The sequence below is a fragment of the Brucella oryzae genome, from assembly GCF_041929965.1.
Classification (GTDB): domain Bacteria; phylum Pseudomonadota; class Alphaproteobacteria; order Rhizobiales; family Rhizobiaceae; genus Brucella; species Brucella oryzae.
This window is the reverse complement of record NZ_JBHEEO010000012.1, coordinates 25,481-43,350: the sequence shown is the minus strand read 5'-3', so window position 1 is coordinate 43,350 and position 17,870 is coordinate 25,481. Positions and strand designations below refer to the sequence as shown.

Genomic DNA, 17,870 nt, shown 5'->3' with positions numbered 1-17,870 from the left:
CAATGACCATGATCTTCGGAATACCTTTGCAGGCACTTCTCGGGCAGTTACTGGTCGGCCTCATCAACGGCTCATTCTATGCCATGCTGAGCCTTGGCCTTGCCATCATCTTCGGGCTTTTGCGCATCATCAACTTTGCCCATGGCGCACAATATATGTTGGGTGCTTTTGTCGGTTATCTGCTGTTGAGCTGGCTCGGCATCGGTTACTGGCCGGCGCTTATCCTGGCCCCGCTCATCGTCGGGCTGGGCGGTGCGATCATCGAGCGCGTGGCCCTGTCGCGGCTTTACAATCTCGATCCGCTCTATGGCCTGCTCTTCACCTTCGGCCTTGCGCTGGTGATCGAAGGCACGTTCCGCTATTATTATGGCGCTGCCGGCCAGCCCTATGCGGTGCCACCTTCTCTTGCGGGTGGGCACAATCTCGGCTTCATGTTCCTGCCGAACTATCGTGCCTGGGTCGTCGTCGCCTCGCTTTTCGTCTGCCTTGGCACCTGGCTCCTGATCGAAAAGACCAAGCTCGGCGCCTATCTGCGTGCCGCAACTGAAAACCCCACGCTGGTAAAAGCCTTCGGCATCAATGTGCCGCTGCTCCTCACCTTCACCTATGCGCTGGGTGCCGCGCTTGCCGGTGTGGCTGGTATCATGGCCGCGCCGATCTATCAGGTCAGTCCGCTGATGGGCTCCAACATCATCATCGTGGTCTTTGCCGTGGTGGTGGTCGGCGGCATGGGATCAATCCTCGGCGCCATCATCACCGGCTATGTGCTGGGGCTGGCGGAAGGTCTTACTAAGGTCTTCTATCCGGAAGCCTCCAGCATCGTCATCTTCGTCATCATGGCTATCGTCCTTCTGGTTCGACCCGCCGGACTGTTCGGGAAGGAGGCCTGACATGGCTGATACCGCTCTCAAGGCCACTTCCAAGGCAACCGCAACCCCGCGCGACAGTAAGGCACCTGCCATCAACAGCCTCTCGGTGATCGTTCTCGGCATCGCCCTCGTCGGGCTGCTGGCGGCACCCTTCATGGTGTACCCCATCTTCCTGATGAAGATGCTGTGCTTTGCGCTGTTCGCCTCTGCCTTCAATCTTCTGTTGGGCTATACCGGCATTCTCTCCTTCGGCCATGCAGCCTTCTTCGGCGGCGCGGCCTATATCACGGCCCATACGGTGAAAGTCTGGGGCGTCACGCCGGAACTCGGCCTCGTGCTCGGGGTCCTTGCCGCTGCCGCCCTTGGCCTCGTCATCGGCTATCTCGCCATCCGCCGTCAGGGCATCTATTCGACCATGATCACGCTGGCATTGGCGCAGATGTTCTTCTTCTTCTGCCTGCAGGCTTCCTTCACCCATGGCGAAGATGGACTACAAGGCGTGCCGCGCGGAGATCTCTTTGGCTTCATCGACCTCAACCAGCCGATAAACATGTATTATTTCGTGCTGGCCGTGTTCGTACTGGGCGTCTTCATCATCTGGCGTATCATCAATTCGCCCTTCGGCATGATCCTGAAATCGGTGCGCGAGAATGAAAACCGCGCCATATCGCTCGGTTACTCCGTCAACCGCTACAAGCTTGCAGCCTTCGTCATGTCGGCAGGGCTTGCCGGTCTTGCAGGCGGGCTGAAGGCGCTTGTCTTCCAGTTCGCGACGCTCACCGATGTCGGCTGGCAGATGTCGGGCGAAGTGATCCTCATGACGCTTCTGGGCGGTATCGGAACACTCATAGGCCCCATCGTTGGTGCAGCCTTCGTCGTCGCGCTCCAGAACTATCTCGCAACATCCGACTTCCCCGTCACAATCGTCACGGGCCTCATCTTCATGGCCTGCGTCCTCCTCTTCCGGAAAGGGATCATCGGCGAGATCTACGCATCGCGGATTGGAAAGAAACTCTTCGGCTGAAACTTAAGCCTGCGGGGTGGCTGAAAACCCCGCCAATTGACTGGATATGACATCATGACCGACACCTACGATTACATCGTGGTTGGCGCGGGCACGGCAGGCTGCGCCCTCGCGAACCGGCTTTCCGCAGACCAGAACCGCTCCGTACTGCTGCTGGAAGCAGGCGGAAAGGACAATTACGCCTGGATCCACATCCCGGTCGGCTATCTCTATTGCATCGGCAATCCGCGCACCGACTGGTGTTTCACCACCGAGGCCGAACCGGGGCTGAACGGCCGCTCATTGGGCTATCCGCGCGGCAAAGTGCTGGGCGGCTGCTCGTCTATCAATGGCATGATCTATATGCGCGGCCAGGCGCGCGACTATGATCTCTGGCGGCAAGCCGGTTGCGAAGGCTGGGGCTGGGACGATGTGCTGCCGCTGTTCAAGAAATCGGAGGATTATTTTGCAGGCGCAAGCGCCCTGCATGGCGCGGGCGGCGAATGGCGCGTCGAAAACGCCCGCCTGCATTGGGATATTCTCGATGCTTTCCGCGATGCCGCCGTTGCCGCCGGCATCCCCGCGACCGACGATTTCAATCGCGGCGACAATGAAGGCGTCTCCTATTTCAAGGTCAACCAGAAGCGCGGCATCCGCTGGAACACGGCTAAGGCCTTTCTGCGCCCGGCACAGGACCGCCAGAACCTGACGGTCGAAACCGGCGCGCATGTGCGCCGCATCGAGATCGAGGACCTGCGCGCCACCGGCGTCACCTTCGACCAGAACGGCGCGACCCGCACGGTGAAGGCAAGGCGCGAGGTCATTCTCGCCGCCGGTGCGGTCGGCTCACCGCAAATCCTCGAACTGTCGGGCATCGGGCGCGGCGACGTGCTGCAGCAGGCGGGCATCCCGGTCAAGCTGGAGCGCAGGCAGCTTGGCGAGAACCTTCAGGACCATCTGCAATTGCGCTGCGCCTATAAAGTCAGCGGCATTCCGACGCTGAACGAGAAGGCAAGCAGGCTTGTCGGCAAAGCGATGATCGGGCTGGAATATCTGCTGCGCCGGTCCGGGCCGATGTCGATGGCGCCAAGCCAGCTCGGCGTCTTCACCCGCTCCGACCCGTCCTATGAAACCGCCAATCTGCAATATCACGTGCAGCCGCTCAGTCTCGAAAAATTCGGCGAAAACGTTCACCCCTTCCCCGCCTTTACGGCCAGCGTGTGCAATCTGCGTCCCGACAGCCGCGGCTCGATCCACATCAAGTCGCCGGATCATCGGACCCAACCGGCGATCAGGCCGAATTATCTGGCGACCGAAAGCGACCGCCGCGTCGCTGCCGACGCAATCCGCCTCACACGCCATATCGTGGCACAGGCACCGTTGCAGAAGTTTCGCCCAGAAGAGTTCAAGCCCGGCCCTACTTACGAAACGCAGGAGCAACTGGAAAAGGCCGCTGGCGATATTGGCACAACGATTTTCCATCCCGTCGGTACCTGCCGCATGGGGCAGGACGCAGAAGCAATCGTCGATCCGCGCCTGCGCTTCAACGGCATTGCGGGCCTGCGCGTGGCCGACGCCTCGATCATGCCAACCATCACGTCCGGCAACACCAACTCTCCGACCCTCATGATCGCCGAAAAGGCCGCGCAGATGATTATCGCCGATAACCGATAAGCGAGCCAGATGGGCGGAAATGGCAATCCGCTCACCGTCTCGTGAACGCAATTTCGCCATTGCTGCTTCGACAAATTCTGAAATAATTTTCCTTGTTTATTGCCCGACAAAAGGGAATTATCGGCAACAAGGTGGGCAGGGGGAGAAAGATCATCTCAAAAGATCGCTTTCCGGGACCGGCTCTCCACAATGTTCAGCTAAGGAAAACAAAAATGTCGTCAGCCCTTTCCCGTTATGCTTTGACCCGTCGCGCCGGTCTGAAAGCCCTTCTCTTCACCGCAGCAGCCCTGACCGTCGGCTTTGCTTCCGCGCCAAGCCATGCGGAAGACAAGACCATCAAGGTCGGCATCATGGGCGGCGAAGACGAGGACGTCTGGAAAGTCGTTGCCGAAGAAGGCAAGAAGCACGGCCTCAACATCGAGCGCGTGACCTTCAACGACTATAACCAGCCGAACGAAGCTCTGGAACGCAAGGAAATCGACGCCAACGCCTTCCAGCACAAGCCTTATCTCGACGAGCAGATCAAGCAGCACGGCTACAAGATTTCCGTCGCAGGCTACACTGCCGTCTGGCCGATCGGCATCTATTCGCGCAAGGTGAAGAGCCTTGAGGAACTGAAGGATGGCGCCACCGTCGGCGTGCCGAACGACCCGACCAATGAAGGCCGCGCGCTGCGCGTTCTGGAAGCCCACGGCCTCATCAAGCTGAAGCCGGATGCGGGCGTTCTGGCAACGCCGCTCGACATTGTGGAAAACCCCAAGAAGATCGAAATCAAGGAACTCGACGCCGGTGTTGTGGGCCGTTCCATCGATGATCTTGATGCGGCAATCGTCAACAATGACTGGGCCGCGAAAGCCGGGCTGAAGAAGGAAGAAGCCATCGGCTGGGAATCGAAGGAAAACAACCCATACAACAACTTCATCGCGGTGCGTACCGACGATCTCGACCAGCCCTGGGTCAAGGATCTGGTTGCTTCGTTCCAGAACGATGCCGTGAAGGCCGAACTCGACCGCGCCTACAAGGGCACCGGCATCCCGGCCTGGAATTAATCGACAGAATGGCAGAAAGACCGCGCCGGAACTGTTTCCGGCGCGGCTTTTATTGACGTACCGACAAAAATTGCCCTAAAGCATCGCCACAGCAAGAGCTGATGGCTTGAGCCAGGCATCATCCTTCCTTGAAGCCTTATCCGATTGCAGTTTGCCGCTGTTTACAGCCGCCTATCCAGACATAGAAGAAACGACCGTGACCATTGAAAAGCCACCCGCCGCGTCCGCGCCCATCGTCGAGATGAAAGACGTGCGCCGAATGTTCGGTGAGACGGCAGCCATCAACGGCGTTTCCCTTTCCGTCGCGCGCGGCGAAATCCTCGGCATCATCGGCCGCAGCGGCGCGGGCAAGTCCACGCTGATCCGCTGCGTCAACGGCCTTGAAAAGCCGGATGCCGGTTCGATCCTGATCGAAGGTCGCGAAATCACCGGCCTTGGCGAAGACGCGCTGCGCCCGGTGCGCCGCCGCATCGGCATGGTGTTCCAGCATTTCAACCTGCTGTCGGCCAAGACCGTGGCCGAAAACATCGCCCTGCCCCTGAAGATCGCTGGCAAGCCGAAGGCCGAACGCGCCAGGCGTGTGGCGGAACTTCTAGAACTGGTCGGCCTTTCCGACAAGGCAAAACATTACCCTGCCCAGCTTTCGGGCGGCCAGAAGCAGCGCGTCGGCATTGCCCGCGCGCTCGCCGCAGAACCGGCAGTGCTGCTTTCGGATGAGGCCACCTCGGCGCTCGATCCGGAAACCACCCAGTCGATCCTTGCCCTGCTGAAAGACATCAACACCAAGCTCGGCCTGACCATCCTGCTCATCACGCATGAGATGGAAGTGATCCGCCGCATTGCCGACCGCGTGATCGTGCTCGACCATGGCGCAATCGCCGAGGAAGGCCCGGTGTGGAAGGTCTTCGCCAATCCGCAATCGCCCGTCACGCAGAGCATGTTGCAGGTGCTGACGCCGGAACTGCCCGCCATCTGGCGCGACCGGCTGGAGAAATCCGGCAATCTGGCCGTGCTGAAAGTCAAACTGTCGGGCGCTGCCGCCAAGGGCGCATTCTTCAACGGCGTGGTTGCGGCCACCGGCCTTGCGCCGCAATTGATCCATGGCGGCATGGATACGATCCAGGGCGAGCCGGTGGGAACGCTATTCATCGGCCTGCCTGCCGACGACAAGGCGAAACTCGACGCCGCAATCACCTATCTCGACACCCATGCAGACGCCACGGAGGTTCTCGGCTATGTCTCAGGCAATGCTTGATCTTCTCTGGCGCTCCTTCTGGGAGACCATCATCATGACCGGCTTTTCGAGCCTGATCTCGCTCGTCGTCGGTCTGCCGCTCGCCCTCATCATGATCTTGACGGAACGTGGCGGCCTCGCACAGAACCTGACGCTGAACACGATCCTTGGCGCCATCATCAACGGCTTTCGCTCGGTTCCGTTTATCATCCTGCTGGTGGCGCTCATTCCCGTCACGCGCTTCATCGTCGGCACGTCCATCGGCACATGGGCCTCCATCGTGCCGCTGTCGATTGCCGCCATCCCCTATTATGCGCGCATCGCGGAAGTGTCGCTGCGCGAAGTGGATCACGGCCTCATCGAAGCCGCGCGCTCCATGGGCGCGAACCGCTGGACCATCGTGCGCGAAGTGCTGGTTCCCGAAGCCCTGCCCGGCATCATCGCCGGTTTCACCGTGACCATCATCACGCTTGTCGGCGCTTCGGCCATGGCGGGCGCCATCGGCGCGGGCGGTCTTGGCGATCTTGCCATCCGCTACGGCTATCAGCGCTTTGAAACGCAGATCATGGTCGCCGTGGTGATTATTCTCATCATCATGGTCTGCGGCGTCCAGTGGATCGGCGACCGGCTGGTAAACCGTCTCGACAAGCGCAATCTGCGCGCCTAAAGCACATCCCGAAAAGTGTGAAACGGTTTTCGGGATGTGCGTGAAAAAACCATTAGAGCGACGATCTGATTCAATCAGATCGTCGCTCTAATCTGGAATCATCGCTTCCTCTCGCGGAAACCCGCTTCCAGCGTGTTTCCGTCGGGATCGAAGACCAGCGCTGCGTAATAGCCCATCTCTTCCGGTCCCTGATAGGCGGGGCTGCCGCTATCCTTGCCGCCTGCCTTCAGCGCGGCCTCATGAAACGCCTCCACCGCCTCGCGACTTCCGGCTGTAAACATCAGATGCAGACGGTCGCCCGGCCTGTCCGCGCTGTCATCTGCCTCACCGTGGCTGCCGTGAATCCACAGAAACGGAACGGGCGCCCGTTCTCCTCCGCTGACGAAGAATCCGCTGCCTGATCGGGCAATGACCTCCAGACCAAGTTCGGGCATGCAGCTTTCGTAAAAAGAAAGGCTGCGATTGACGTTACGGGCTTTGAATCCGATGTGATCGAAGAGCGACATGAGATTCAATATATCGCGGCCAATTATAAAGAAAAGCGGCGCTCTCCAATTTGGAAAGCGCCGCTATCAATCTTCAATACTTGGCAATACAAGAGCGTGAATCAAAAAGGTGGTATGTGTGTGCGAAAATGGTGATTTCCGAGTACCGGAGCGGAGCGTACGTCTAAGCACAGTCCCGAAAAGTTGCAGACTTCTCGGACAAGACTATGCGTCTATGAGGTGTACGCGAGCACCGGAACGCAGATAAATTGCCATTTGCAGCCACACAGGGCGACTTTTGGAACAGGCTCTAAAAGGTTATCCGCGCGTCCGTGCCAAACCATCCTTTGCAGGCTGGTATTTCGGGTCAAGCTGCACGGCACGGGCATAGGAATTCGCAGCCTTGGCCTTGTCACCATTGTGCTCGTAGACAAGCGCCTGATTGGCCCAGCTTTCGGCAATATTCTTGTCGAGCGTGATAGCCGTGTTGAAATCGTCGAAGGCATTGTCGTAGTCGCCGAGCGCCACATAGGAAATGCCGCGACCGTTATAAGGCTCCGGCGCAGTCGAATTCAGCGAAACGGCCTTGGAGAAATCCTCGATAGCCTGCTTGTGCTGGCCCTTCGCCTGATAGATCAGACCGCGATTATGGTAAGCGCGACCGTCCGTCGTCTGCAGGGCAATGGCCTGATTGAAGTCGCTGAGCGCCTGATCGAGACGCCCGGCCTGACGATAGACATTGCCGCGTCCGATATAGGCGGCGTCATATTGCGGATTGAGCTGGATGGCTTTGCTGTAATCCTGTGCGGCCTTGCCGCTGTCGCCCATATAGCGATAGACCAGCGCGCGGTTGGCGTAGGCCTGATAGAAATTCGGGTTGAGCGCTATTGCCTGATCGAAATCGCGCAGCGCTTCCTTGTAGCGTCCGGACTTGCCATAGGCAGAGCCGCGCACATTATAGCCTTCCGGATCGCGCGGGTTGCTCTGGATCACACTCGTCAGCGAACTGATGTTCTCGCTCGAGCCCTGGGCACGATCAACCGTACTCAGTGCCGTCGTCGTGGAGCTTTGGCAGCCCGCAACGGTCAAAGCCAGAAGTGCGGTGGCAATTATGAGGCCGTTTCGGCCTGCTCCACCCAATGCCTCAATTCCTGAAACCTTGGTTCCAGACGATTGCATCACCTTTAAGCGCGTGGGCAACGACTGCATTCCTTTCAGCTCGCAATGGGGCGCACAGCCCTCCTGCTTGTTCTCCATCCCCTGTCAGCCCGGTTTCGAGCACCCGCTCATGCCGGACCATTTTGACTGTAACGGTACTATACTGGCCTCAACCAGCAGATAAAAACAGCAAAAAGGCGGCATTATCCTAAGCTTGGCTTACCTTTGATTGGCCCGCCTGACAGTTGGATATCCTAATTATTTGTTTTTACACATAATGGCGGGCGAGAAGTCCAGAAACTTTTCGTAACGCTGCATTAAAAATAGAAGCGGAATAAGGGAAAATATATCTCGCCGACATAAACCGCTTCACACGACGACGGAAACAATCCTGGAGTATTTCCCTGCGCAGGCGTTTCACACTTTATCGGAATGCACTCTAAATATCTGAAGTCAAAACATGCAAAATCCGGCGCAAGCGGGAGCCAGCACCGGAAAGCAAAAAAGGCGCTGCTCAACAGCGCCTGTTTTTAAGGTCGATCAGCGAGCGCCCGGACGACCGCCAATGAGGCCTTCACGCTGTGCGCGCTTACGGGCCAGCTTGCGGGCGCGACGAACGGCTTCTGCCTTTTCGCGAGCGCGCTTTTCGGACGGCTTTTCATAGTGGCCGCGCATCTTCATTTCGCGGAAGATACCTTCGCGCTGCATCTTTTTCTTGAGAGCGCGGAGAGCCTGATCAACATTATTATCGCGGACGAGTACCTGCACGTGTATTCCCGTATCGGTTAGAATTTCGGTTAAGCCTGAGGCCGTTAGGGGGTCTTTTAACGATTTCAGCCGGTCTGACCGGCCGATCAACGCCCAAAGGCTCCCAAGCTTCGCAACGGATACGCTGCAAATTGGTCGTGGCTATTACCAGAAAGAGCCCAGCCTGTCCACCTCAAGATGCAACTTTGCCCACCGGCTTGCGCGAAATACCGGCTTGCACACGATTTACTATGGTCCCGATCACGCGAATAGGCTAAACGGCACAGGTTTCCCGCATAATTCGGCCTCAATGGCGACCCATAGCATTTTGCCAGCAAACCGATAATCCCTCCTCTCATTTTAACCGATTCTCTTGATGCCCCTCCGCAAACGACTCGTCATCCAGTTCACAGGCTATGAGGGCCTGCACCCCAAGGCCGTCCGCGTGCGCCACGCGCAGGCGCTGAAGGATTTCGACCGCCTGTGGAAGGCAAAGACAAAACTGCCGCCCATGACGGAAGAGCCGGATGATTGCGGCACGCTGACCGCCACCACCACAGGCAATGGCTGGCAGACGGAGACGGAGTTCTGCCAGTTTGGCACGGCGGATATTTTCGACGATTACGCAGCACGTTCGACGCCGAAGCGCATGTTGACTGGCTTTCACGCCTTCATGAACATTCTCTTCACCGGAACGCTGTGGCGCTATCTGACGACAAGCTGGCGCTTTGTCCTGTTTTTCCTGTGGCCTTTCCTGCTGTCGCTGGCGATTCTGGGCATCGCAGCCCTTCTGGCCTTCGCACCGGTGACTGCTGGCCTTTCAGCTTTGCATCTTCTCTGGTCGGTTCCGCTTGCAGCCATCATCGCGACGCTGCTCGTGCGCAAGCCCGGCGACCGGTTCTTCATGTCCTATCTGCTGGACGACTGGTCGGCGGCCTATGACCGCATCCATGGCCGCAACGAAAAGCTGAACCAGCGGCGCAAGGCTTTTGCGGAGGCGCTGAAACGGAAGGTCGAGGAAAGCCAGGCCGATGAAGTCATCATCGTTGCGCATAGTCTGGGCACGGTTCCGGCAGTGGAAGCGCTTGCCGACTTGCAGCGAGAGCGTCCCGATCTTCTGACAAAGCAGCCCGTGTCGCTGCTGGCCGTCGGCTCATGCCTGATGATGATCGCTCTGCACCCCAGGGCGAAATCATTGCGCGAAGATGTTCGCGTGGTGATCGAGGAAAGCCCGGTCCTGTGGTCGGAATTTCAGGTACTGACCGACATCATCCATTTCTATGGCTCGGACCCGGCCAAGGCCCTGAAGATAAGGACCGCCAATCCGCCGCTCATCCATCGCATCCGCTTCAAGAATGTGCACAGCGAAAACCGCTACAGGCGCTCGAAGGGCAATTTCTTCCTGATGCATCTGCTTTACATGCGCGGAGCGGAAAAGAAGAATTTCTATGATTTCGGCATGTTCCTGCACGGCCCGTTCTTCTTCCGCGAGCTGATGATCGAACATAAAGGAAAAGCCGCCCCTCTTGATGAAGAAGGACGGCTCCCGGTATCCTATCGCGAAGCGGCTTAACTTTCCGGTGGTTCCACTACCGCAATCGTGAGCCAGGTTGCGGTCAGCGCCGGTTTCAGCGAATTTTCGATTTCCAGCGTCACGTCATAGTGATTGACCACGCGGCCTGACGGACGGATATCCGCATCCGCCAGCTTGAAACGAGCGCGCACGCGCGAACCCGTCTTGACCGGCGACAGGAAGCGCAGCTTGTCGAAGCCGTAATTGATGCCCATCGTGGCCCCCTCCAGCATCGGCAGCGCCTCATAGGCCAGCGTCGAGAGCAGCGACAGCGTCAAGAAGCCATGCGCGATGGTGCCGCCAAACGGCGTCTCCCTGGCGGCGCGTTCCGGATCGACATGGATGAACTGATGATCGTCGGTTGCATCCGCGAACTGGTTGATCATTTCCTGCGTGACTTCGCGCCATTCGGAACATCCGATTTCCGTGCCGATGGCCTCGCGCAACTGGTCGAGCGTGATTGCGTCTTTCATTCGCTGGCTATTCCTGCTGAGCTGATGTGATTTGCCTTGTGTTTAACGCATGGAGTTCAGGCGGCAACCAGAATTTCCCGTGCTATATCATTCCAATGCGAGAAAACCCGATGCGCGCCCTTGCTCGTCAGTTTTTCGGCATGGCCTGCATAGGTGTGTCCGCCGCCCGTATAGCCAAACGCCGTCATGCCCGCCGCAATTGCACCCTCAACGCCGAAAGGCGAATCTTCGATCACCACGCAGCGCGACGGATCGACGCCCATCTTGTCCGCCGCAAACAGAAACAGGTCCGGCGCCGGCTTGCCGCGCTTGACCATGCTGGACGAGTAGACCGCATCGCCGAAATAATGGCTGATGCCGGTCTTTTCCAGGCTGAACGCGATACGCTCGGGCTGTGACGACGACGCAACGCAGCGCTTTTGCGGCAAAACGCGCAGGAAGTCGGCAATACCGGCGGTCGGCTCCAGCGCTTCCGCGAACAGGATTTTCGTTTCGGGCCAGAACTGGCTTATGGCATCTTCCGGCAGACGGTGCCCGGTCATATCCTCGATCATCTTCATGATATCGGCCTGTTTCATGCCGATGCCCTTGGCGACCGTACCCTGCGGCAGTTCCATGCCGTGATTGGCATAGACCTGCTCGAAAGCGCGACAGGAAAGCGGCTCGCTGTCGACGAGAACGCCGTCACAGTCGAAGATCACGAGATCGAAAGAGGATACGCTGCTCATTTTGGCTCCAGTGGCCTGCTAAAAGGGATGCCTATTTTGTCGCGCAGTTTGAAGGTGCGCGCGCCCCGGTGTTGATATAGAGACTGTTCATCTATTACGCACCTATATCAACACAAGCGTGACAAATTTATCTCGCCTGTGTGGCTTTGACATTTTGCGGAGAGTTTCATGACGACAAATGTGGCACTGGTTGGACTGGCGCGCGATCTCGCAGCGCGAGCAGAAACCGGCAAGCCGATCCGCATCGGCCTGATCGGCGCGGGCGAGATGGGCACCGACATCGTCACGCAGGTAGCGCGGATGCAGGGCATCGAAGTCGGCGCGCTTTCCGCCCGCAGACTGCCCAATACATTCAAGGCCGTCCGCACCGCCTATGGCGACGAAGGAAACGCGCGAGAAGCCACGACCGAATCCGCGATGAACAGCGCCATCGAAAGCGGCAAGATCGCCGTCACCGATGACAATGACCTGATCCTCTCCAATCCGCTCATCGATGTCATCATCGACGCGACCGGCATTCCCGAAGTGGGTGCCGAGACCGGCATCAAGGCTATCCGCAACGGCAAGCACCTCGTCATGATGAATGTCGAGGCGGACGTTACCATCGGCCCGTACCTCAAGGCCGAGGCCGATAAGCAGGGTGTGATCTATTCGCTTGGCGCCGGCGACGAGCCTTCATCCTGCATGGAGCTGATCGAATTCGTTTCCGCCCTTGGCTATGAAGTCGTTTCAGCTGGCAAGGGCAAGAACAACCCGCTCAATTTCGACGCCACGCCCGATGATTACAGGCAAGAAGCGGATCGCCGGAACATGAATGTCCGCCTGCTGGTCGAGTTCATCGACGGCTCAAAAACAATGGTCGAGATGGCGGCGATTGCCAATGCCACCGGCCTTGTGCCGGATATTGCGGGCATGCACGGCCCCCGCGCCAGCATTGACCAGCTCAGCCAGACGCTGATTCCGCAGGCCGATGGCGGCGTTCTCAGCAAAAGCGGCGTGGTCGATTATTCCATCGGTAAAGGCGTTTCACCCGGCGTGTTCGTTGTGGCCAAGATGGACCACCCTCGCCTCAATGAGCGCCTGGAAGACCTGAAAATAGGCAAAGGCCCCTATTTCACCTTCCACCGGCCCTATCATCTCACATCGCTTGAAGTGCCGCTGACGGTCGCCCGTGTGGTCCTGCACGGCAAGACCGACATGGTGCCGCTGCCAAAGCCGGTGGCGGAAGTCTGCGCTGTGGCCAAAAAGGACATGCAGCCCGGCGATCATCTGGATGCTATCGGGCAATATTGCTACCGCTCATGGATCATGACGACGCCGGAAGCTCGCGCCGCAAAAGCCGTTCCCTGCGGCTTGCTCCAGAACGGCACAGTCATCGCGCCGATCAGGAAGGGCGAACTCATCACCTATGCCAATGCGGCACCGCAGCCGGGTTCAAAGATCGCCGAACTGCGCGCGTTGCAGGATGAAATGATTTATGGCTGAAGCCCGTTCCATAAACTCAAAAAAAAGGGCGACAGGAAGCCGCCCTTCTTGGAGCCTTAACCTCTTAATTGAAATGCATTAATTTTCTGCCCCAAACGGCGAGGTTCCCGTGATTGCCCCACAAGACTTCATTACATCAATATGTTGTTGCATAACTTTAAGAATCCCCCCCAAAGAAATCGCCTCTGAATAAGCATCACTATAATCAGTAGCGGAAAAATATCTGTTAATATTGTCATACACCGGTTTCGCACTATCTATGTCAGATTTAATAATTTGTTTAATATTATTCATCGTTGTTTCATAGTTTCTCAAGAAAAGAATATTTTTATTTAAATCAACAAGCTTTGCGTGATAAGACTCTATACATGCAACATCGTAAGGAGCAACCTGACTAGAGCTGATAAGGCTCGATATACTAGTTAACAAGGAGGACAGTGGGAACCTTGATTGCTGGATCATGGATGTAGCTTTGTTAAAGCTGGAAACCGCAGTTTCTATAGGGGACATTATAGCGTCAAAACGGGTTCCTAGATTATACAAAGCAAAACGCGCAGTCCCTCCTGGCGCTACACCGACCCCAGGCATGATAGAACTTGGGATTGCGCCAGGATTATTAACTAAGTATACATTATATAAAAATATTGAGTAATCTATCTGCAACGAGTGCGTCGGCCCGAATGATTGATCACTTCCCCACAAAAGAGAATTGACTGCATTTAATGCATTTTCAGCTTCAATATATCCGCTATAGTTACCTATAAATTCTTGATACTTATCCTTAATCCCCCCTGCATCATACTTGACTACACAAGCAGGAAGAGAAGCCCCTACTGCTAAATTGTAAACGTAGTGATATTTATTTAAAGCATTACAGAATTCTGCGTTTGACTCATTAATTATACTCATAGCCTTCTCCACAATTTAAATAAAATCTGAAATTACGCTAATAAACTTCAGAACACATGATTTATACTATATCAGCCAGACATCGTAAGCTGGTATTATATGAAGCTATAATGCGTAATCGGATGGCCTCAGCAAAATTACTAATCAGCAGGGAACCGATATATGGCTTATAAAGAACCGAGCAGCAGCTACATCAGTAGTACTCTCGTCCTTCATCTAAATTAGCAGATCAAGCCGTTGAAATCGTTAGCTTAAATATAATGGATTTGGATTTTTGGAGACGCCCCCATGGCTGGTCATCAGGTGTACGATTATACTAGAATATAAGGTTTTTATTCATAAGTTTTACTTAGAGTGCACCTCTATCTTATTGAACTATATCGGAGTTTTAAATCCTTTTATTCGAAGGATAATCCTATCCCCCCTTATTTCACGTCGGTCGACTTACCCCCTAAACTACTCCAGCCTTCATCCAGTTCAGGACGAGGAGGCGACAAGCGTTTGAGCGCCGATTTGCAGATCGGCGCTCAAATCGTGGCTAATGATCCAACGCCTTCACAATGCTCTCCACCATCTTCTTCGCGTCGGCGAAGAGCATCATGGTGTTGTCGCGGAAGAAGAGTTCGTTTTCCACGCCCGCATAGCCGGAGCCCATGCCGCGCTTGATGAACAGAACCGTGCCGGCCTTGTCGACATCGAGGATCGGCATGCCGAAGATCGGTGACTTCGGATCGGTCTTCGCCGCCGGATTGGTGACGTCATTCGCGCCGATCACGAAGGCAACATCGGCCTGCGCGAATTCCGAATTGATGTCTTCCAGCTCGAACACTTCATCGTAAGGCACGTTGGCCTCGGCCAGAAGCACGTTCATATGACCCGGCATACGACCGGCCACAGGATGGATGGCGTATTTCACTTCAACGCCTTCGGCCTTCAGCTTGTCGGCCATTTCACGCAGCGCGTGCTGGGCCTGCGCCACCGCCATGCCGTAGCCCGGCACGATGATGACCTTGGACGCGTTCTTCATGATGAAGGCCGCATCGTCGGCAGAACCCTGCTTGACCGGGCGCTGTTCGACCTCGCCAGCCGGACCGCCGGATGTATCGCCGCCAAAGCCGCCGAGAATGACCGAGATGAACGAGCGGTTCATGCCCTTGCACATGATGTAGGACAGGATCGCACCCGACGACCCCACCAGCGCGCCGGTGATGATGAGCGCCAGATTGCCGAGCGTGAAGCCGATGCCTGCCGCTGCCCAGCCGGAATAGGAGTTCAGCATCGAAACGACCACCGGCATGTCCGCGCCGCCAATCGGAACGATGATGAGAACGCCGAAGACCAGCGCCAGAAGCACGATCAGCCAGAACACGAAATGGCTTTCGGTGTTCGTGAGCACGACGATCAGCAGCACGATGGCTGCAGCCAGAGCCGCATTGATGACGTGACGACCCGGCAGCATGATCGGCTTGCCCGACATGCGACCGTCAAGCTTGAGAAAGGCGATGATCGAGCCGGTGAAGGTGATGGCACCAATGGCAACGCCCAGCGACATTTCAACGAGCGCCTGACCGTGGATCTGGCCCACTTCGCCAATCCCGAAGGAATGCGGCGAGTAAAGCGCGGCAGCTGCCACCAGAACGGCGGCAAGACCGATCAGCGAGTGGAAGGCGGCGACAAGCTGCGGCATGGCCGTCATGGCGATGCGGCGCGCGATGACCGCACCGATACCGCCGCCAATGGCGATGCCGACGACGATCAGAACCAGACCGCCGAAGCTCGGACGCGCCAGCAGAAGCGTGGTGACGATGGAAATCGCCATACCAATCATGCCGTACATATTGCCCTGACGGCTGGTCGTCGGATGCGACAGGCCGCGCAGCGCCAGAATGAACAGCACGCCGGAGACGAGATAAAGGAAGGCTGCGAGATTAACGCTCATAATGGTTCAGCCTCACTTTTCTTTTTTCTTGTACATGGCGAGCATGCGCTGGGTGACCAGAAAGCCGCCGAAAATGTTGACGCTCGCCAGAATGAGCGCAATGAAGCCGAAGCCGGTTGCCCAGCCGGAAAGCGAAAGACCGACGGCCAGAAGCGCGCCCACCACGATCACCGAGGAAATGGCGTTGGTAACGGCCATCAGCGGCGTGTGCAGTGCGGGCGTGACCGACCACACCACGTAATAGCCCACGAAGATCGACAGGATGAAAATAGCAAAGCGGAACACGAACGGATCGATCGCACCGCCTGACGCGGCATGCGCGGCAGCAGCCGCAGCATCACCCAGACCGCCCGCATTTTCAGCGGCCTGACGCACGGCGTCCACAGCCTGATTAAGGCCCTCAAGGGCTTTGTCGAGATTTGTATCGGCCATTATGCCTCTCCTCCATCAGCTGGAGTTTTGGGGGAAGACGGGGTCTTCGCGGCTTTTGCGGGTACTTTTTTCGCGGGCTTTGCAGTCGCCTTGGGTGCAGCTGCCTTTGCCGTCGGTTTCTCGGCTTTCGATTTCGGCGCAGCCTTTGGCTTTGCAGCCTTTTCAACAGCAGCCGGAGCCGCTGCTGTCTCAGCCTTGGCGAACGCCGGATGCAAGATCTTGCCCTGATGGGTCAGAAGCGTGGCCTTGACCAGCTCTTCTTCCGGGTCGATTTTCAGAACCTTGGCTTCCTTGTCGACCAGCGTTTCGACGAAGGCGATCAGGTTGCGCGCATAAAGCTGCGAGGCGCTCGCCGCGATACGGCCCGAAACGTTCAGATGCCCGACAATCCTGACGCCGTTCACGTCAGCGATCTGACCGGCGACAGCGCCTTCGACATTGCCGCCGCGCTCGACCGCGAGATCGACCAGCACGGAACCCGGACGCATGGAAGCGACCATTTCCTTGGACACCAGACGCGGCGCCGGACGGCCCGGAATGAGCGCTGTGGTGATGACGATATCCTGCTTGGCGATATGGTCGGCAACGAGTGCGGCCTGCTTCGCCTGATATTCCTTCGACATTTCTTTGGCGTAACCGCCGGAGGTTTCCGCCGCCTTGAACTCGTCATCCTCGACCGCGATGAATTTCGCACCGAGCGAGGCGACCTGTTCCTTGGCCGCCGGGCGAACGTCGGTTGCCGTCACGACAGCGCCGAGACGGCGCGCGGTCGCAATCGCCTGAAGACCGGCAACGCCTGCCCCCATCACGAAAACCTTGGCGGCTGGAACCGTACCCGCCGCCGTCATCATCATCGGCATGGCGCGATCATAGACTTCCGCCGCGTCGATCACCGCCTGATAACCGGCAAGATTTGCCTGCGACGACAGCACGTCCATGACCTGCGCACGGGTGATGCGCGGCATGAATTCCATGGTGAAAGCCGAAATTCCAGCCTTGGCGAGCGCCGCCACCGCATCTTCATGACCATAGGGATCCAGCATGGCGAAAAGGGCCGCGCCCGACTTATACAATTTCAGTTCCGCATCGACCGGACGGCGCACCTTGAGGATGACATCCGCTGTTTTGGCATCCGCCGCCGTGCCGATCCTTGCGCCTGCCGCCGTGAATTCGGCATCAGGGATGCGCGATTTCTCGCCTGCGCCTTTTTCCACGACGACATCGAAACCGAGCGCGATGAATTTCTTCACCGTCTCCGCCGATGCCGCAACGCGGGTCTCGCTGGGGTCACTCTCTTTCGGGATAAATAACGTCTGGGCCAAACTGGTTTCCCTTTCGTGGCGTTCTTCCGGGTTTGATCCCGGTCATGCACAAATGCGAGCGTCGGAGAGGCTCGTCAAAATAGACTAAGATACAGACATGCATAAACCCTCGGCACGGTAACC

Annotated in this window: 17 protein-coding genes; 8 read left to right on the top strand and 9 right to left on the bottom strand. The window is 57.2% G+C overall.

The genetic code is table 11. From position 1 onward, the window contains the following. Positions 1-2: 2 nt before the first annotated feature. From JNC70_RS13950 to JNC70_RS13925, 6 genes are all read left to right on the top strand, one after another. Positions 3-890, top strand: coding sequence for a branched-chain amino acid ABC transporter permease (locus JNC70_RS13950; protein ID WP_010659466.1), 888 nt, complete (start codon positions 3-5; stop codon positions 888-890). Position 891: 1 nt separating this feature from the next. After that, the gene (locus tag JNC70_RS13945) at positions 892-1,893 is read left to right on the top strand and encodes a branched-chain amino acid ABC transporter permease (protein WP_104754298.1); all 1,002 of its coding nucleotides are present in this window, start codon (positions 892-894) and stop codon (positions 1,891-1,893) included. A 54-nt stretch (positions 1,894-1,947) separates the two neighbouring features. Next, positions 1,948-3,546 (top strand): GMC family oxidoreductase, encoded by a 1,599-nt coding sequence (locus JNC70_RS13940; RefSeq protein ID WP_104754299.1) that lies wholly within the window; start codon positions 1,948-1,950, stop codon positions 3,544-3,546. Positions 3,547-3,758: 212 nt separating this feature from the next. After that, the gene (locus JNC70_RS13935) at positions 3,759-4,595 is read left to right on the top strand and encodes a MetQ/NlpA family ABC transporter substrate-binding protein (RefSeq protein ID WP_104754300.1); all 837 of its coding nucleotides are present in this window, start codon (positions 3,759-3,761) and stop codon (positions 4,593-4,595) included. A 196-nt stretch (positions 4,596-4,791) separates the two neighbouring features. After that, positions 4,792-5,850 (top strand): methionine ABC transporter ATP-binding protein, encoded by a 1,059-nt coding sequence (locus JNC70_RS13930; protein WP_104754333.1) that lies wholly within the window; start codon positions 4,792-4,794, stop codon positions 5,848-5,850. Continuing rightward, entirely contained in the window at positions 5,831-6,496 is a 666-nt protein-coding gene (locus JNC70_RS13925; protein ID WP_104754301.1) for a methionine ABC transporter permease, read from the top strand. Before JNC70_RS13930 ends, JNC70_RS13925 begins: the two co-directional genes overlap by 20 nt. Positions 6,497-6,594: 98 nt before the next feature. Here JNC70_RS13925 and JNC70_RS13920 read toward each other — a convergent pair whose 3' ends face one another. The 3 genes from JNC70_RS13920 to rpsU form a co-directional block, all read right to left on the bottom strand. Beyond that, positions 6,595-7,002, bottom strand: coding sequence for a VOC family protein (locus JNC70_RS13920; RefSeq protein WP_104754334.1), 408 nt, complete (start codon positions 7,000-7,002; stop codon positions 6,595-6,597). A 297-nt stretch (positions 7,003-7,299) separates the two neighbouring features. Next, positions 7,300-8,190, bottom strand: coding sequence for a tetratricopeptide repeat protein (locus JNC70_RS13915; protein WP_104754302.1), 891 nt, complete (start codon positions 8,188-8,190; stop codon positions 7,300-7,302). Between the two features lie 489 nt (positions 8,191-8,679). After that, a complete protein-coding gene (rpsU, locus tag JNC70_RS13910) occupies positions 8,680-8,907 on the bottom strand; it encodes a 30S ribosomal protein S21 (protein WP_010659458.1) in 228 nt (75 codons plus the stop codon). 355 nt (positions 8,908-9,262) lie between these two features. Here rpsU and JNC70_RS13905 point away from each other — a divergent pair, with 355 nt between their 5' ends. Next, entirely contained in the window at positions 9,263-10,459 is a 1,197-nt protein-coding gene (locus JNC70_RS13905; protein ID WP_104754303.1) for an alpha/beta hydrolase, read from the top strand. Here JNC70_RS13905 and JNC70_RS13900 read toward each other — a convergent pair. Next, the gene (locus JNC70_RS13900; RefSeq protein ID WP_104754304.1) at positions 10,456-10,932 is read right to left on the bottom strand and encodes a MaoC family dehydratase; all 477 of its coding nucleotides are present in this window, start codon (positions 10,930-10,932) and stop codon (positions 10,456-10,458) included. The two genes, JNC70_RS13905 and JNC70_RS13900, sit on opposite strands and share 4 nt — an antisense overlap. 56 nt (positions 10,933-10,988) lie before the next feature. Beyond that, positions 10,989-11,660: an HAD family hydrolase gene (locus JNC70_RS13895; RefSeq protein ID WP_104754305.1), complete on the bottom strand. Its 672-nt coding sequence runs from the start codon at positions 11,658-11,660 to the stop codon at positions 10,989-10,991. A gap of 168 nt (positions 11,661-11,828) precedes the next feature. Between JNC70_RS13895 and JNC70_RS13890 the strand changes: the two genes are divergently transcribed. Continuing rightward, positions 11,829-13,145 carry a 1-deoxy-D-ribulose 5-phosphate reductoisomerase gene (locus tag JNC70_RS13890; protein ID WP_104754306.1) on the top strand — a complete coding sequence of 439 codons (1,317 nt, stop codon included), beginning with the start codon at positions 11,829-11,831 and terminating at the stop codon, positions 13,143-13,145. 78 nt (positions 13,146-13,223) lie between these two features. Here JNC70_RS13890 and JNC70_RS13885 read toward each other — a convergent pair whose 3' ends face one another. The 4 genes from JNC70_RS13885 to JNC70_RS13870 form a co-directional block, all read right to left on the bottom strand. Beyond that, positions 13,224-14,054 carry a hypothetical protein gene (locus tag JNC70_RS13885; protein ID WP_104754307.1) on the bottom strand — a complete coding sequence of 277 codons (831 nt, stop codon included), beginning with the start codon at positions 14,052-14,054 and terminating at the stop codon, positions 13,224-13,226. Positions 14,055-14,592: 538 nt separating this feature from the next. Further along, a complete protein-coding gene (locus JNC70_RS13880; protein WP_104754308.1) occupies positions 14,593-15,993 on the bottom strand; it encodes an NAD(P)(+) transhydrogenase (Re/Si-specific) subunit beta in 1,401 nt (466 codons plus the stop codon). A 12-nt stretch (positions 15,994-16,005) separates the two neighbouring features. After that, positions 16,006-16,425, bottom strand: a complete 420-nt coding sequence (locus JNC70_RS13875) for a proton-translocating transhydrogenase family protein (RefSeq protein ID WP_104754309.1) — start codon at positions 16,423-16,425, stop codon at positions 16,006-16,008. Then, positions 16,425-17,747 carry a Re/Si-specific NAD(P)(+) transhydrogenase subunit alpha gene (locus tag JNC70_RS13870; RefSeq protein ID WP_104754310.1) on the bottom strand — a complete coding sequence of 441 codons (1,323 nt, stop codon included), beginning with the start codon at positions 17,745-17,747 and terminating at the stop codon, positions 16,425-16,427. The genes JNC70_RS13875 and JNC70_RS13870 overlap by 1 nt, the downstream gene beginning before the upstream one ends. Between the last annotated feature and the right edge of the window lie 123 nt (positions 17,748-17,870).

Coding starts and splice junctions, on each gene's coding strand:
- JNC70_RS13950 (WP_010659466.1), top strand. CDS start 3: ATGACCATGATCTTCGGAATACCTTTGCAGGCACTTCTCGGGCAGTTA.
- JNC70_RS13945 (WP_104754298.1), top strand. CDS start 892: ATGGCTGATACCGCTCTCAAGGCCACTTCCAAGGCAACCGCAACCCCG.
- JNC70_RS13940 (WP_104754299.1), top strand. CDS start 1,948: ATGACCGACACCTACGATTACATCGTGGTTGGCGCGGGCACGGCAGGC.
- JNC70_RS13935 (WP_104754300.1), top strand. CDS start 3,759: ATGTCGTCAGCCCTTTCCCGTTATGCTTTGACCCGTCGCGCCGGTCTG.
- JNC70_RS13925 (WP_104754301.1), top strand. CDS start 5,831: ATGTCTCAGGCAATGCTTGATCTTCTCTGGCGCTCCTTCTGGGAGACC.
- JNC70_RS13920 (WP_104754334.1), bottom strand. CDS start 7,002: ATGTCGCTCTTCGATCACATCGGATTCAAAGCCCGTAACGTCAATCGC.
- JNC70_RS13915 (WP_104754302.1), bottom strand. CDS start 8,190: ATGCAGTCGTTGCCCACGCGCTTAAAGGTGATGCAATCGTCTGGAACC.
- JNC70_RS13905 (WP_104754303.1), top strand. CDS start 9,263: ATGCCCCTCCGCAAACGACTCGTCATCCAGTTCACAGGCTATGAGGGC.
- JNC70_RS13900 (WP_104754304.1), bottom strand. CDS start 10,932: ATGAAAGACGCAATCACGCTCGACCAGTTGCGCGAGGCCATCGGCACG.
- JNC70_RS13895 (WP_104754305.1), bottom strand. CDS start 11,660: ATGAGCAGCGTATCCTCTTTCGATCTCGTGATCTTCGACTGTGACGGC.
- JNC70_RS13890 (WP_104754306.1), top strand. CDS start 11,829: ATGACGACAAATGTGGCACTGGTTGGACTGGCGCGCGATCTCGCAGCG.
- JNC70_RS13885 (WP_104754307.1), bottom strand. CDS start 14,054: ATGAGTATAATTAATGAGTCAAACGCAGAATTCTGTAATGCTTTAAAT.
- JNC70_RS13880 (WP_104754308.1), bottom strand. CDS start 15,993: ATGAGCGTTAATCTCGCAGCCTTCCTTTATCTCGTCTCCGGCGTGCTG.
- JNC70_RS13875 (WP_104754309.1), bottom strand. CDS start 16,425: ATGGCCGATACAAATCTCGACAAAGCCCTTGAGGGCCTTAATCAGGCT.